Source organism: Streptomyces sp. AC602_WCS936 (assembly GCF_019049125.1).
Taxonomy (GTDB): Bacteria; Actinomycetota; Actinomycetes; order Streptomycetales; family Streptomycetaceae; genus Streptomyces.
In genome coordinates this window covers 294,842-308,992 of sequence record NZ_JAGMUF010000137.1, presented here as the reverse complement: position 1 = coordinate 308,992, position 14,151 = coordinate 294,842, and the positions used below count along the sequence as shown (strand labels likewise).

Here is a 14,151-nt window from a genome sequence, read left to right as displayed (position 1 = left end):
TTTGACTGTCCGCAGGACGGAAAACGCATCGGTGACGTGCGTCATACGGACCGGTGGCGAGCAGGCGGCAGTATGCCGTGTGACCGGGGCAACAGTAATCGCCCCGTGCGTGCGGACAGTCCGGAGTGTGACACGCACCTCCAACGTCCTCCTCCCGACACGACGATCGGCGCCGAAGCGGCCGGACCCGTCGCCTCGTCCGCATCGACGCGACATCCAGGGGCTGCGCGGACTCGCCGTCACCCTCGTGGTGCTCGCGCACGCCGGACTCCCCCACCTCGCCGGCGGCTACGTCGGTGTCGACGTCTTCTTCGTCATCTCCGGCTTCCTCATCACCGCCGGTCTGCTGCGAGAGGCCGAGCGGAGCGGATCGCTGTCCCTGCGGCGCTTCTACGGCAGACGAGCGCTGCGCATCCTCCCGCCGGCGACCCTGGTCTGCCTCTGCACCCTCGCCGGCTGCCGGCTCTTCGCCTCGAGGATCCGTTACGAGGAGTTCCTGCACGACGCGATGACCAGCGGCTTGTACGTCATGAACGTGAACCTCGCGGTCTCGGGGACCGACTACCTCCAGGAGGGCGGTGCGCCGTCGCCCTTCCAGCACTTCTGGTCGCTGTCCGTGGAGGAGCAGTTCTACCTGCTGTGGCCCGCGCTCCTCCTGGTGACCTGGAAGGTGCTGCGGCGTCCATGGCTCAGGGTCCTGCCGCTGGGCGTGCTCTGCCTCGTCTCGTACGTCCTGAGTGTGTGGACGACCGCCGGCTCGCCGTCCTGGGCGTACTTCGGCGCCCACACCCGGCTGTGGGAACTGGGCGCCGGTGGCCTGCTGGCCTTCTGCGCGGGGGCGTTGGCGCGCGTTCCACGTCACGTCGCCACGGCGGGCTCGTGGCTCGGGCTGTCCGCGATCGTCGCGTCGGCCGTGGTGTACGACGCCGACACGCCCTTCCCCGGCCACCATGCCGGCCTGCCCGTGCTCGGTGCCGTGCTGGTGATCGCCGGCGGATGCCGGCCGTCCCCGTCCGGCGCCTCACGACTGCTCGCGCTGCCTCCCGCGACCTGGGTGGGGGACCTCTCGTACGGCTGGTACCTGTGGCACTGGCCGCTGCTGGTGCTCGTCCCCGCCGCCCTGAACCGTTCGGCCACTCTTCTGCTGTCCCTCCAATTGAGCGCGGCGGCGCTGCTGCTGGCCTGGGCGACCCTGCGTCTGGTGGAGAACCCGGTCCGTTTCCGCTCGTCGCTGAAGCGCAGGCCCACGGCAGTGGTGGCCCTCGGCCTCGGCCTGACCGCCGGCGTCGTGTGCGTCTGCCTGGTCGCGGCGTCCTTCCCACCGACGATCAGCTCCGGTGTGTGCTCCCCGGAGCTGAGGCAGGCCCTCGCGACGGCACCGGACCCCGAGGACCGGCTCGTCGGCCTCATCTCGACGTCCGGGACCCGGCTGCCCGCCAATCTCTCCCCGTCGCTGCCGGACATCAAGAAGCAGCGGTCGGCCGTCTACCGAGACGGCTGCCACGTCGGCTACGGCGCCACGCACTCGCCCGCGTGCGTCTACGGGGACCCGTCCTCGCGCGACGTAGTGGTCCTCTTCGGCGACTCCCACGCGGCACAGTGGTTCCCCGCGCTCGACCGGGTGAGCCGGGAGAACGGGTGGAAGCTGGTGTCCCTGACGAAGGCGTCGTGCAAGACCGCCGACGTCACGACCCGCGCCCGCGGCCGGGCGTACGAGGCGTGCGACACCTGGCGGGAGAGGGCGCTGCGGCGCATCACGGAGCTGCGGCCGATGCTGGTCGTGGCCGCCTCGTCCGAGGCGGCGGAGCCGGTGCACCGGATGGAGGATCCGCCGCGGGAATGGACGGCGGGATACGAGCGTGTGTACCGGCGGCTGACCCGTGACGCCGGCTCGGTCGCCGTGCTGCTCGACAATCCGTGGCCGAAGGGCGACGCCGTCGAGTGCGCGGCGCGGCATCCGCTGCGGCTGGGGAACTGCGAGGCGGACCGACGGGACGCGATCAGGTCCCCCACTCTGAGGGAGGCCGGCGAGCGGGCGGCCCGCCGGGCCGGCGCCGCGGTCATCGACCCGCGGCCGTGGCTGTGTTCACGGGCAGGCCGGTGTCCCGCGGTCGTCGCGGACACCTTCGTCTACCGCGACGAGAGCCACGTGGCGGAGTCGTACGCCCAGGCGCTGACCCCGGTGCTGCGGAAGGAGCTTCGCGAACTGGGGATCGGCGGCGGTACGCACCCCGCCGACTGACAACTCTGTTGCCGCCCGGCAGCCGGTGGTCTACGGTCCCGATCATGCTGCCTGTGGTGGAGACGGACGAAGAGTGGGACGCGATCGTTCCCGATGAATCGGTGATGCGTCCCGGCGCGGCGGACCTCTGTGCACGGCTCGGTCTCGCCGACGCGCCGCTGACCCGTTTCCCGGACGGGTCGCAGCCGGTCTACGCGGTGGGTGACGAGCACGTCCTCAAGCTGTTCCCGAAAGCCGCCGCGCAGGACGGTGTCGCGGAGGGCCGGGTCCTCGCCCACCTCCAGGGACGGCTGCCGGTGCCGACGCCGCTGGTACGTGACCGCGGCCCGTACGAGAACGGCTGGCAGTACGTGCTCATGTCCCGGCTCCGCGGCGAGAACCTGGCCCAGGCCTGGGACCGCGTGCCGCGCGCCGACCGGGAACGGCTCGTCACCGAGGTGGGTGAAGCCCTGGCGGTGCTCCACTCCCTCGACCCCGGCCCGCTCGGGGACGTGCTCGGCCCGGGGGACTGGGGCGCCTTCGTGGAGCGCCAGAGCGCCGGCGCCGTGGAACAGCAGCGTGCCCGCGGGCTGGCCGCCGGCTGGCTGGAGCAGATACCGGACTTCCTGGCCTCGGTCCCACTGCCGCGCGACCCGGACCCTTGTCTGCTGCACACCGAGGTGATGCGACAGCATTTCCTGGTCGATCCCGACGGATGGCGGCTGACCGGGCTCTTCGACTTCGAACCGGCCATGATCGGTGACCGCGCGTACGACTTCGTGGGCGTGGGCCTGTTCGTCACCCGAGGTGACCCGGATCTGCTGGCCCGTCTCGCCAAGGCCTACGGACGCACCTTCGAGCCGGTCGAACTGCTCGCGTACACGCTGCTGCACGTCTACAGCAACCTCCCTTGGTACATGAGGGAACTGGGTGTGCCCGCCGAAGGAACGCTGCACTCGCTCGCGGAAGCGTGGTTCGGCACGGTCTGACACATGCCCGTCATGGCGCCGGCGGGTGGGGAGGGAGGTCCCCGGCGCCATTGACGCGCGTAGTCCGTTCCCGCACGCTGGGCTTCGGTTGTTGTCGGCTCAACGGTCGGGAGGCCGGGATGTTCAGACGCGTGTCACGTCTGCTTCTCTCTTTTGTCATGCTCATGGCTGGCGCCGTGGTCGGCGTGGGTGCCACCGCCGGCACGGCGCACGCCGACTCCTGCTACACCTGGAACCGCACCCTGTCCCAGGGTTCCTCCGGCAGCGACGTGACCCAGCTGCAGATCCGGGTCGCCGGCTGGGTGACGTCCGGCGAACGACTCTCCTACGACGGCCAGTACGGCGCGCGGACCGCCGCCGCCGTCAAGAAGTTCCAGGCCGCGTACGGACTGAGCGCGGACGGCGTCGCCGGACCCGCCACCTTCAGCAAGATCTACGCCCTCCAGGACGCCGACTGCACGCCCGTCCACTTCACCTACGCCGAACTCAACAAGTGCAACTCCGACTGGTCCGGCGGCGCCGTCTCCGCGGCCACCGCCAAGCGGAACGCGCTCAAGACCATGTGGAAGCTGGAGGCGATGCGCCACGCCCTCGGCGACGTCCCCATCACCATCTCCAGCGGCTTCCGCTCCCGCGCGTGCAACAACGCGGTCGGTGGTTCCGCCACCAGCCGCCACCTGTACGGCGACGCGGCCGATCTCGTCGGCTCGCCGTCCCTGTGCCGGCTCGCCCAGCAGTCCAGGACGCACGGCTTCTCGGAGATCCTCGGCCCCGGCTACCCCGGACACAACGACCACACCCACGTGGCCTTCGACCCGTCGCCCTACTGGTCGGCCCCCACCTGCGGCATCTGATCCGGCGGTGACCGGGCCCCCGTCCCGTGTTCCGGAGCCGACGGCGGCGGTGGCACAGTGGAGGGAGTTTTCCGTCCTGTGGAGGTAGCCCCGCATGCGTCTGCTGCTCGTACGCCATGGTCAGACCCCGTCCAACCTCAAGCACCTGCTGGACACCGACGCGCCGGGGCCGGGGCTGACACCTCTGGGGCAGGAGCAGGCCGCCGCGCTGCCGCAGGCTCTGGCGACGGAGCGGATCGGTGCGCTGTACGCCTCCACGCTGGTGCGTACCCAGCTGACCGCCGCGCCGCTGGCGGCCGCGACAGGGCTGGACGTCCGCGTCCGGGACGGGCTGCGGGAGCTGGCCGCGGGGGATCTGGAGATGCGCGGCGACGAGGACGCCGCCGCCGTGTATCTCTCCACCGCCTTCGCCTGGTCCGCCGGCGACACCGGCCGCCGGATGCCCGGTGGTGAGAACGGCGTGGAGGCCCTGGGCCGCTTCGACGCCGTCGTCGCCGAGGCGGCGGGAACGGGAGCGGACACGGTGGCCGTGGTCAGCCACGGCGCGATGATCCGTGCGTGGGTGGCCGCCCGGGCGGCCAACGTCGACGTGTCGTACGCCGCCGGCCACCCGCTGGGCAACACCGGCATCGTCGTGCTCACCGGCTCGCCCGACCGGGGCTGGCAGGCACTCGTGTGGGAGGGCAGTCCGCTCGGCCCGGAGGGAGAGTTCCCCGAGGACAGCGGCCCGGCCGGCGAGGCGGCCCCCCGCCCCTGAGGGGGCTGCCTCTCCCGCCGCCCCGCCTTCCGCCGTCGTGGGCTCCCGGCGGGTCACCGCGGCGAGCGCGGAGTGACGACCACGGTGACGTGCGCGCCCGGACGCGCGACTACGCGCACGGTCTGCGCCCGGTCACCGGGCAGGGCCGGCGTGGCGGTGCGGGCGGCACCGGTCAGTTCGATGTGCCAGCCGCCCGCCCGGGGCGGCAGGGAGACCTCGGTGACGCCGTGCCCGGCGCGGTACGACAGCCGGAAGACGCCGCCGCCCGGCTCGTACGTCTCGGCGGTTACCCGTCCGGCGACGGCCGGGGCGTACGGTGCCGAGGTCTGCTCCTTGTTGGTCCGGAAGCGTCCCTCGGCGTCCACGGCGCAGTACCCGCCGCCGTAGCACCAGACGTACCCCGCCCAGCCCGAGGTGTAGCGGTTCAGGGACGACAGGGCGTCGCGGTAGAAACGCCCCATGTTCGGCAGGGAGTTGTTGAGCGGGCCCCACTCTCCCACCACGACGGGTACGCGGTACCGGCCGGGATAGACGGTCACCGCGGACTCGTACGCCTCGATCCAGCCTGCTGACGGGTCGTAGTCGGCGCCCGCCTCCATGGCCGTGTTGTAGAAGTGGGGCGCGTAGACGGCCTTCGGATCGTCGATCCGGCCCAGGCCGGTGGGGACGCCCTCGCCCACGATCGGGGTCGGTTCGAAGAAGATCCAGGAGTCGTCGTCGACGGTACGGACGGCGTCGGCGAGCCGGTTGTACAGCGGGGTGAGATGCTCGCGCTCGATGCGCCGGGCGGCCGTCGGCAGGTCCTCGCCCGGCGCGATCTCACCCATGGGCTCGTTGATCAGGTCGTAGCCGAGGACGGCCGGGTGGTCCCCGAGGCGCCGGGCCAGCACCCGCCACATGTCCGCCTGGGCGCGGCGCAGGTCGGGGTCCTCGTAGAGGTGGGTGAACGCCCGCTGCACCGCCGGTTCGAAGTACTCGGCGAACCAGTCGTCGGGGTGCGGGGTGAAGGGCAGACCGTCGGTCCTCGTCGCCCACTCGGGGATGCCGCGGTGCCCGAACGCGGGCCCGAAGACGTCCTGGTGCGCGTCGATCAGGACGTGCACACGGTGTTTGTGCGCCCAGTCCAGGATGCGTTCGATCCGGTGCAGGTACCGCTCGCTGTAGTGGCCCCGCCGGGGTTCGAGGTCGTCCCAGAAGACGAGGAGCCGGGCGAAGTTGAAGCCCTGGGCCCGCAGGTCCCGGAAGTGCCGCTCGCCGATCGCGGACAGGGCGTCCTCACCCCGGTGCGTCTTGTCCTCGACGTTCCAGCCGCGCAGGGTCAGGACGCGTCCCCGGTCGTCCGTGAGCCGGGGTATGCCGGAGGGCGGGACCCCGTGGTCGGCGACGACCGGCTGCGCGTAGGCCATCCCGGTGGCCAGCAGCGCGATGCAGACGAGCGCGGTGAGCAGACGGCGGTACATGGGACCTCCGGCACGGTCGGTCGGCTGTGCCGCAGATCACATCAGGAAAGATGAGGATTGTTCAAGACCGCGGACGCCGTGCGGGCGCCGTGGCGAAGGTTCACGTGGCGGGCACCCGGCCGGGCCGTGACACTGGGGGGACCAGTGATCGCAGACAGGCGGACCATGACCACGATCGAGGAGACGGTCCAGGTCGCGGTGCCGGTGCGCACCGTGTACAACCAGTGGACCCAGTTCAAGACGTTCCCGCGGTTCATGACCACGGTGAAGAGGGTCGAGCAGGTCAGACCGTCCATCACCCATTGGGTGGTCGGTCTGGGGCCGGTGCGGCGCGAGTTCGCGACGGAGATCGTCGATCAGCGGCCGGACACCTGTGTCGCCTGGCGGAGCCTGGACTCGCACCATCGGGGCAAGGTGACGTTCCACGCGGCGGGTCGCGACCGGGCCACGGTCACCGTACGCATCGAGGTCGGGCGGCGGGGTGCCGCGGCTGTTCTGTCCGGCCTCTCCGGTGCCGCGCGACGCGTGCTCCGCTCCGAGCTGGCGCACTTCAAGGAGTTCATCGAGGGTCTGGGCCAGGAGGCGGGGGGCTGGCGGGGAACCATCCGGAACGGGCACGTCCTGCCGGTGGAGTCCGAGCCCGCGCGCTGCCGCGTTCCCCGTTGGCCCGTGGGCTGATCCGACCGGCGCGAGAAAGCGAGCGACCTCTGTGATGCACAGACCACCGAGCGAAGAGCCCGCGCAGGAACTCACCGTCACTCCGCCCAAGGAATGGGCGGCGGGCGTGCCCGCGGTGACGCACGCCCTGGAGTACTCCCTCGACGAGACGTCCCTGAGGCGGACCGGGGTGACCCTGCTGACCATGAACCAGGTCGGCGGCATCGACTGCCCCGGCTGCGCGTGGGCGGACCCCTCCCCCGGCCACCGGCACCGCAACGAGTACTGCGAGAACGGCGCCAAGCACATCAACGACGAGGCGACGTCCCGGCGCGTCACCGCCGACTTCTTCCGCGAGCACTCGGTGTCCGCACTGCGCCGGCACTCCGACCTCTGGCTCAACCAGCAGGGGCGGCTCACCGAGCCGATGGTCAAGCGCCCGGGTTCGGACCACTACGAGCCCATCAGCTGGCACGACGCGCTGGGGCTGATCGCCGACGAGCTGAAGTCGCTGCACTCCCCCGACGAGGCGGTCTTCTACACCTCCGGCCGGGTCAGCAATGAGGCGGCCTTCGCGCTACAGCTGTTCGCCAGGGCCTTCGGCACCAACAACCTGCCCGACTGCAGCAACATGTGCCACGAGTCGAGCGGCTTCGCGCTGCACGAGACGCTGGGCACCGGCAAGGGCACGGTGAGTCTCCAGGACCTCCACCACGCCGACCTGATCTTCCTGGTGGGACAGAACCCGGGGACCAACCATCCGCGTCAGCTGGCCGCGCTGGAGGAGGCCAAGCGCAACGGGGCCCGGGTCATCGCCGTGAACACCCTGCCGGAGGCCGGACTGCTGCGGTTCAAGAACCCGCAGAAGGCCCGCGGGGTGATCGGACGCGGAGTCCAGATCGCCGACCGGTTCCTGCACATCCGCAGCGGCGGGGACCTCGCCCTGTTCCAGGGGCTGAACCGGCTGCTGCTGGAGGCCGAGGACGACCGGCCGGGCGCCGTGCTCGACGACGCGTTCATCCGCGCGAGCACCTCCGGTTTCGAGGAGTTCGCGCGGCATGCCCGGACCATCGCCTGGGACGACGTCCTCCGGGCCACCGGACTGACGCGTGCGGAGATCGAGGAGGTGCACGGCGACGTCCTGCGCAGCGAGCGGGTGATCGTCTGCTGGGCCATGGGAGTGACGCAGCACAAGCACGGCGTCCCCACCATCAGGGAGATCGTGAACTTCCTGCTGCTGCGCGGCAACCTCGGCAGGGCCGGAGCCGGTGCGTGCCCGGTGCGCGGGCACAGCAACGTACAGGGCGACCGCACGATGGGCATCTGGGAGCAGATGCCCGACGACTTCCTGGACGCGCTGCGGGAGGAGTTCGGCTTCGATCCGCCCCGCGCCCACGGGCTCGACTCGGTGAACTCGATCAGAGCCATGGGCGAGGGCCGGATCAAGGTCTTCCTGGGCGTGGCCGGCAACTTCGTCCTGGCCGCCCCGGACACCGCGGTCACCGAGGACGCCATGCGGCGCTGCCGGCTCACCGCCCACATCTCCACCAAGCTCAACAGGTCGCACACGGTCTGCGGTGAGACCGCACTGATCCTGCCCACCCTGGGTCGTACGGAGCTCGACATCCAGGCGGGCGGCGAGCAGTTCGTCACCGTCGAGAACTCGATGAGCGAGGTGCACGTCTCCCGGGGCCGTCTCACCCCGGCCTCCAGGGTCCTGCTCAGCGAGGTCGCCATCCTGTGCCGGCTGGCCCGCCGCACCCTCGACGGCGGGACCGGCATCCCCTGGGAGCGGTTCGAGGCCGACTACGGCTCCCTGCGTGACCGGATCGCCCGCGTGGTACCGGGGCTGCACGACTTCAACCGGCGGGTGATCCGGCCGGGTGGCATCAGGCTGCCGAACCCGGTCAACGAGGGCGTCTTCGCCACGTCCACGGGCAAGGCCCGGTTCACCCGCAACGACTGGGAGATGCCGACGGCTCCCGAGGGGCACCTGCTGCTGCAGACGCTCCGGTCGCACGACCAGTGGAACACGATCCCCTACACGAACGACGACCGCTACCGGGGCATCCACGGCAGCCGCCGGGTCGTGCTGGTCAACCCCGAGGACATGGCGGACCTGGGACTCGCCGAGAGACAGCGCGTCGACCTGGTGAGCGTGTGGACCGACGGCTCGGAACGCCGCGCGGAGGGCTACCGGGTGGTGCCGTATCCGACCAGCCGTGGCTGCGCGGCGGCGTACTACCCGGAGACACAGGTCCTCGTGCCGCTGGACAGCGTGGCCGAGATCAGCAATCAGCCGACGTCGAAGGGGCTGGTGGTGCGGCTGGAGTCCGCGGGCCCGAAGCCCGGCGAGCACGCGGATCCGCCCGTCGAGTGAGGTCGCCGCCTTCCGACGGGTCAGCCGCCCGGGCGGCCGGGACGCATCGGATCGAACCGGACGTGGCGCCACACCTCGCGGAAGCCGCACGTGTCGTCGGCCGTCAGGCCGTCGTCGGGGACGGCCCACGATCTGACCGGCGTGGTGTCCGACGTGACCGCCGGCCATCCCGGGTCCCCGGTCGCCGCGAAGCCGGCCCAGGAACGGAGCATGCGGCGGGACAGGGCCCGGTCGTGTTCGTCGGGTGCGCCGCCGATGAGGAAGTCCGCGCCGACGGCGTCCAGGTTGCCGAAGGCGAAGGGGATGTCCGCGGTGTGCCAGGGTCCGGCCTCACCGCGCCGGCGGGCGAAGCGGGCCAGGTACGCCCGGCCGCCGGCCCGCGCGTGCTGCTCGGCGAGCCGGGTGGTGTACTCGCCGAACCCCGCGTCGCCGAGGAGCGCGAGGCAGCGGTCGAGCACCGGGGCGTCCGGCAGCAACGCCCGGTAGCCGTCGACCAGGTGGGCGGGGAGGCGCAGGGCCTCGGCGACGTCCGCGAGCTCCGCCTCGGTGACGGCTGCCCGGACGGCGCCCACCATGTGGAGGAACCGGTACTCCTCCAGCGTGTGGCAGACCAGCAGATCCACGTCCCGCGCCGTGCCGGAGGCGAGCGCGCGGAGCGGTTCCGCGGGCAGCACCTCGCCGTCGACGACGGGTTGGAAGATCACGGGGTCGAAGGCGAGGATCGGTGTCACGGGGTTGGTCCGGCAGTCCGCGGTGACCTTGTCGGACGCGGCCACGAGCGCCTCGGGCGGCACGGACAGCAGTCCCGCGGCCGTCGGACCCACCCCGGCCTCGGCCGCGATCCGCTCGGTGACCGCCTCGGCGAGCTCCACGGTGAAGAATGCACTGGGCACGCTGTGGGCGATGGCTCGCCGGAACAGCCCGCGTGCCCGCTCCATCACCATCAGGCAGGCCACCGAGCCCCCTCCGGAGGAGTGCCCGGCGACGGTGACGTTGCCGGGGTCGCCGCCGAAGGCCTCGATGTTCTCCCGGACCCAGACCAGGGCGGCGGCCTGGTCGAGCAGTCCGCGGTTGTCGGGGAACCCGGGCACTGTGCCGAAGCCCTCGAAACCCACGCGGAAGTTGCAGCTGACCACGACCAGACCGGCGCGGGCCAGGGACGCCCCGTCGAAGTCGGGCTGGGCGGACGAGCCGAAGGTGTAGGCACCACCGTGGATCCAGAAGAACACCGGCAGCCCGCCGTCTCCCGCACCGTCGGGGACCCACACGTTGACGGTGAGGACGTCTTCGTCGCCCGGGCGCCACACCGGCGCTCCGGGCAACTCGGCCGACTGCGGGGCGATGGGGCCGAAGTCCGCGCAGTCCCGTACCCCGCTCCAGCTCGGCGCCGCTTGCGGCTCCCGGAACCGGCGGGCACCGAAAGGCGCAGCGGCGTACGGGACCCCCAGCACGGCGGTGACACCGTCACCGGCCGCGGTGCCCCGCACCCGGCCGCCGGTCGTACGGAAGACGGCCTCTTCATCACGTGGTTGCTCACTCATCGCGCGTCAGTGTGACTGAGTAGGAACTGAGTACGCGCGCCCATGCGCGGCGAAGTGGCGGGGACCACACTCAGGCCATGACGAACATTCCGCCTCCGGCCGAGGAACTGCGCTTCCTCGACGCCGAGTTGCGGCAACTCGACGCCCGCCGCGCCCTCCTGCTGCGGCGCCGCGAGTGGCTGGTCCACACCCTGCGTACGGCGTCCGCACCACAGCCCGCCTGGAGCGCCGGTCCGGCGCGCCCCGTGTGGCCCGGGGCGCCCGGCACGGCCGCGCAACGGCCGGAGGCCACGGCCCCCGGCGTGCAGAACGTGCTGCTGCTCCTCGGCGGCATCCTCCTGACGGTCGCCGCCATCGCCTTCACCCTGGTCGGCTGGGGTCACCTGGGGATCACCGGACGGGCGCTGGTTCTGGGCGCGGTGACCCTGAGCGCGCTGGCCGTGCCCGTACCGCTGTTGCGGCGAGGACTGGGCTCGACCGCCGAGGCGGTGGCGGCTCTGGGCATGGCCCTGACCGTGCTCGATGCCTACGCCTTGCACGAAGTGGCGCTCGGCGGCAGCGGCGGTCTCGGGTACACGGCTGCCGCGTCGGCCGTCCTGGCCGGCGCCTGGGCCGCGTACGGTGCGGGAGTGGGCCTGCTGGTGCCGCGGTCGGCCGGCGTCGTCGAGGCGGAGCAGGTCCGGGCGCGGACGGGCGCGCGTCCGGCCCTGCGGCTCCCGCTCCCCCTCGCCGCGGTGACCGCGCAACTGCCGCTGCTTCTGTGGGCGCTCGCCGTCGAGGCGGGCCCGCACGCGCTCACGGCCGTGCTGCTGGTGACCGCCGCGGCCGACACCGCCGTGTCGCTCCGGTCGGCCCACGCGCCGGTGCGGGTCGTCACCCTCGTCGGCGCCTGCGGCACGGGGGCCGTCGGGGTGCTGTCGGCCGGATGGCTCTGCTGGAGCGCGCCCGGTCCGGGTGCGGCCGCGCGGGGCGCCGCGCTCCTGGTACTCGCCGCGGCGATCGCCCTGACCGCCGCCCGGTACGCCCCGAAGCCGGACGTCGCCGTGTGTGCCGCCTTGTCCGCGGGGCTGTGTCTGGTCGCGGGGGCGGGCGGGGTACTGCGGGCGTCGGTGCCCGGTGAGTGGACGGTGCCCGGATGCCTGGTCCTCGGGATCACCTTGCTGACGGCCGTCCGGATGCCGCTCCCCCGGCCGCTGCGGCGGGGGATGGTCGGGGCTTCGCTGGTCGTCCAGGGCCTGGCGGTGCTGTGGGCCCTCCCGCTCGTCGCGGGGACGCTCTTCGGCCCGGTGGCCTGGATCGAGCGGCCCTGGTCGGGGGTGCCGCTCGACTCCCGGGACGCCGTGTTCGCGGACGCCTACTGGCCTTCCTACGCGGCTGCCGCGCCACTCGTCCTCGCCCTCGTGGCCGGTGTGCTGGCCGTGGCCGAGCGCCGCGCGGTGTGGCGCCCGGCGGCCGGGGTGGGTGCGCTCGTCCTCGGGTGGGCGGCGGTGTTCGTGACTCCGGTGGTGCTCACACTGCCCTACGGGGCGGGGCTGGTGGTGCAGGGTGTCGTGGTCCTGGCCTCGCTGGGTGTCGCCGAGCGGGCCCGTGGCGCGGCGGGCGAGTCGTCCGCGCCGGCCGTGACGGCCCTTGTGCTGGCCCTCGTCACCTCCGTCGCCCTCGCCCTCCTCTCACTGGCCACCGAGTCCGGCACGATCGGGGCGCTCCTGACGCTGACGGTGCTGTTCGGCGTCGCGAGCACGCGTCCGGGGCTCGTCGTGTTCGCCGCGCCCGCCGCCCTGGTGTACGCCGCGGCTCTGGCCTGCGCGGTCGGGGCGTCCGCCGGCCTGCCGCCGGAGCACACCGCGCTGCTGGTCCTGGTCGTGCCCGTCGTCGCGGCTCTGGTCGCGGCGCGGACGCGAGGCTCGGCCGCGACCGTCCCGGTCGAAGGGGCGGGTGCGGCCGCGGCGCTGCTCTCGCTCGCTCTCGCGGTGCGGGATCTGCCGATGCTGGCCCTGCTCCTCTCGCTCTGCGGGGTCGTCACCGCCGGGACGGCGCTGCGGCCGGAGCGGCGACGGGTCGGTCACGCGGCGGCCGCCCTGTTCCTGCTGGCCACCTGGGTGCGGCTGGCGGCGTGGGACGTCACCACGCCGGAGGCCTACACGCTGCCGGTGACCGTCGCCGCGCTGGCCGTCGGGCACCTGACCCGGCGCCGTGATCCGGCGGTCTCCTCGTGGACGGCGTACGCGGCGGGGCCGGCCGTCACCCTGGTGCCGAGTCTGCTCGCGATGTGGGGCGATCCGCACTGGCTGCGGCCCCTGCTGCTCGGCACCGCCGCGCTGGCCATGACCCTGACGGGCGCACGGTTCCGGCTCCAGGCCCCGCTGGTCCTGGGCGGGAGCGCGCTCGCACTGGTGGCGCTGCACGAACTCGCCCCGTACGTCACCCAGGTCGTCGGCGCGCTTCCCCGATGGGCACCTCCCGCACTCGCCGGTCTGGCGCTGCTCGCCCTGGGCGCCACCTGCGAACAGCGCCTGCGCGACGCACGGCGGCTGCGGGAAGCGCTGGGGCGGCTCCGGTAGGGCGGCGCCCCGATGCGGGCCGCCTGTTGTCCAGTCACCGACGGGCGTCAGCGGCGGTGGACGCTGACCGCGTAACCTCCGCCGTCGTAGGGGTCGGCGTCCCAGGTGGCGAAGCGGTCGGTGAGGGTGAGCCCGGCCGCGGTGCAGTGGGCGTCGTACTCCGCCAGCGTGAGGCTGGGCGGCACGGGCAGGTGCTCCCGGTCCAGGCCGAAACCGGCGACGAGCAGGCCGCCCGGGCGCAGGGCCCGGGCCAGGGCGGCGGCGACGGCGGCCTCGGTGCCCGGCGCGAGGAGCGGGAAGACGTTGCCCGCGGCGACGACGAGGTCGAAGCCGGGGCCGGCGTCCGCCGCGGCCGGGTCGAAGTCGGCCAGGTCGGCCCGCAGCCAGGTCAGCCGGGGCGCGTTCCGACGGGCCACGGCCAGCATGGAGGCGTCGCTGTCCACGCCCACCCCGTCGTAACCGAGGTGGGCGAGTTGGATCAGGACCCGCCCGGTGCCGCAGCCCGCGTCCAGCACCCGTGCCCCGGGAGGCACCAGCGTGGCGCACAGTCGTGCCTCGCCATGGACGTCCTGCCCGCGTTCGGCGAGTTCGGCGAAACGCGCGGCGTACTGCTCACCGGACGTGCCGCCGGTCAGCTGCTCCCATCGGCTCATGGCGGCAAGCCTAACGGGCCGCTGGCCGGCCGTGCGGCTCGGCGGCCCTGCAAGGTAAATGCGTCGACAGCGCCCTCC

Annotated in this window: 10 protein-coding genes; 7 read left to right on the top strand and 3 right to left on the bottom strand. The window is 72.8% G+C overall.

The features are described from left to right. Nucleotides 1-127: 127 nt before the first annotated feature. The 4 genes from KUM03_RS37615 to KUM03_RS37600 all read left to right on the top strand — a co-directional run bounded on the left by KUM03_RS37615 (nucleotide 128) and on the right by KUM03_RS37600 (nucleotide 4,821). Nucleotides 128-2,242 carry an acyltransferase family protein gene (locus KUM03_RS37615; protein WP_217255105.1) on the top strand — a complete coding sequence of 705 codons (2,115 nt, stop codon included), beginning with the start codon at nucleotides 128-130 and terminating at the stop codon, nucleotides 2,240-2,242. A gap of 44 nt (nucleotides 2,243-2,286) precedes the next feature. Beyond that, nucleotides 2,287-3,210: a phosphotransferase gene (locus tag KUM03_RS37610; protein WP_217255104.1), complete on the top strand. Its 924-nt coding sequence runs from the start codon at nucleotides 2,287-2,289 to the stop codon at nucleotides 3,208-3,210. 119 nt (nucleotides 3,211-3,329) lie between these two features. After that, entirely contained in the window at nucleotides 3,330-4,064 is a 735-nt protein-coding gene (locus tag KUM03_RS37605) for a D-Ala-D-Ala carboxypeptidase family metallohydrolase (RefSeq protein ID WP_217255103.1), read from the top strand. A 94-nt stretch (nucleotides 4,065-4,158) separates the two neighbouring features. Then, nucleotides 4,159-4,821, top strand: a complete 663-nt coding sequence (locus KUM03_RS37600) for a histidine phosphatase family protein (RefSeq protein ID WP_217255102.1) — start codon at nucleotides 4,159-4,161, stop codon at nucleotides 4,819-4,821. A gap of 53 nt (nucleotides 4,822-4,874) precedes the next feature. Here the strand turns inward: KUM03_RS37600 and KUM03_RS37595 are convergent, their stop codons facing one another. Beyond that, nucleotides 4,875-6,281 (bottom strand): cellulase family glycosylhydrolase, encoded by a 1,407-nt coding sequence (locus KUM03_RS37595; protein WP_217255101.1) that lies wholly within the window; start codon nucleotides 6,279-6,281, stop codon nucleotides 4,875-4,877. A 165-nt stretch (nucleotides 6,282-6,446) separates the two neighbouring features. On the opposite strand from KUM03_RS37595, the gene KUM03_RS37590 reads away from it, so the two are divergent. Both KUM03_RS37590 and KUM03_RS37585 read left to right on the top strand, forming a co-directional pair. Then, nucleotides 6,447-6,959 carry an SRPBCC family protein gene (locus KUM03_RS37590; RefSeq protein ID WP_217255100.1) on the top strand — a complete coding sequence of 171 codons (513 nt, stop codon included), beginning with the start codon at nucleotides 6,447-6,449 and terminating at the stop codon, nucleotides 6,957-6,959. A 34-nt stretch (nucleotides 6,960-6,993) separates the two neighbouring features. Continuing rightward, nucleotides 6,994-9,318, top strand: a complete 2,325-nt coding sequence (locus KUM03_RS37585) for an FdhF/YdeP family oxidoreductase (RefSeq protein ID WP_217255099.1) — start codon at nucleotides 6,994-6,996, stop codon at nucleotides 9,316-9,318. Between the two features lie 20 nt (nucleotides 9,319-9,338). On the opposite strand, the gene KUM03_RS37580 is transcribed toward KUM03_RS37585, so the two are convergent. Next, nucleotides 9,339-10,859: a carboxylesterase/lipase family protein gene (locus KUM03_RS37580; protein ID WP_217255098.1), complete on the bottom strand. Its 1,521-nt coding sequence runs from the start codon at nucleotides 10,857-10,859 to the stop codon at nucleotides 9,339-9,341. Between the two features lie 77 nt (nucleotides 10,860-10,936). Between KUM03_RS37580 and KUM03_RS37575 the strand changes: the two genes are divergently transcribed. Next, nucleotides 10,937-13,420 (top strand): SCO7613 C-terminal domain-containing membrane protein, encoded by a 2,484-nt coding sequence (locus tag KUM03_RS37575; RefSeq protein WP_217255097.1) that lies wholly within the window; start codon nucleotides 10,937-10,939, stop codon nucleotides 13,418-13,420. Between the two features lie 47 nt (nucleotides 13,421-13,467). Here the strand turns inward: KUM03_RS37575 and KUM03_RS37570 are convergent, their stop codons facing one another. After that, on the bottom strand, nucleotides 13,468-14,073 hold the full coding sequence (locus tag KUM03_RS37570; RefSeq protein WP_217255096.1) for a class I SAM-dependent methyltransferase: 606 nt from the start codon (nucleotides 14,071-14,073) through the stop codon (nucleotides 13,468-13,470). Nucleotides 14,074-14,151: the final 78 nt, after the last annotated feature.

What these genes read in the sequence shown, in the direction of transcription:
- KUM03_RS37610 (WP_217255104.1), top strand. Translation starts at nt 2,287, where the DNA reads ATGCTGCCTGTGGTGGAGACGGACGAAGAGTGGGACGCGATCGTTCCC.
- KUM03_RS37605 (WP_217255103.1), top strand. Translation starts at nt 3,330, where the DNA reads ATGTTCAGACGCGTGTCACGTCTGCTTCTCTCTTTTGTCATGCTCATG.
- KUM03_RS37570 (WP_217255096.1), bottom strand. Translation starts at nt 14,073, where the DNA reads ATGAGCCGATGGGAGCAGCTGACCGGCGGCACGTCCGGTGAGCAGTAC.
- KUM03_RS37580 (WP_217255098.1), bottom strand. Translation starts at nt 10,859, where the DNA reads ATGAGTGAGCAACCACGTGATGAAGAGGCCGTCTTCCGTACGACCGGC.
- KUM03_RS37590 (WP_217255100.1), top strand. Translation starts at nt 6,447, where the DNA reads ATGACCACGATCGAGGAGACGGTCCAGGTCGCGGTGCCGGTGCGCACC.
- KUM03_RS37600 (WP_217255102.1), top strand. Translation starts at nt 4,159, where the DNA reads ATGCGTCTGCTGCTCGTACGCCATGGTCAGACCCCGTCCAACCTCAAG.
- KUM03_RS37595 (WP_217255101.1), bottom strand. Translation starts at nt 6,281, where the DNA reads ATGTACCGCCGTCTGCTCACCGCGCTCGTCTGCATCGCGCTGCTGGCC.
- KUM03_RS37575 (WP_217255097.1), top strand. Translation starts at nt 10,937, where the DNA reads ATGACGAACATTCCGCCTCCGGCCGAGGAACTGCGCTTCCTCGACGCC.
- KUM03_RS37585 (WP_217255099.1), top strand. Translation starts at nt 6,994, where the DNA reads ATGCACAGACCACCGAGCGAAGAGCCCGCGCAGGAACTCACCGTCACT.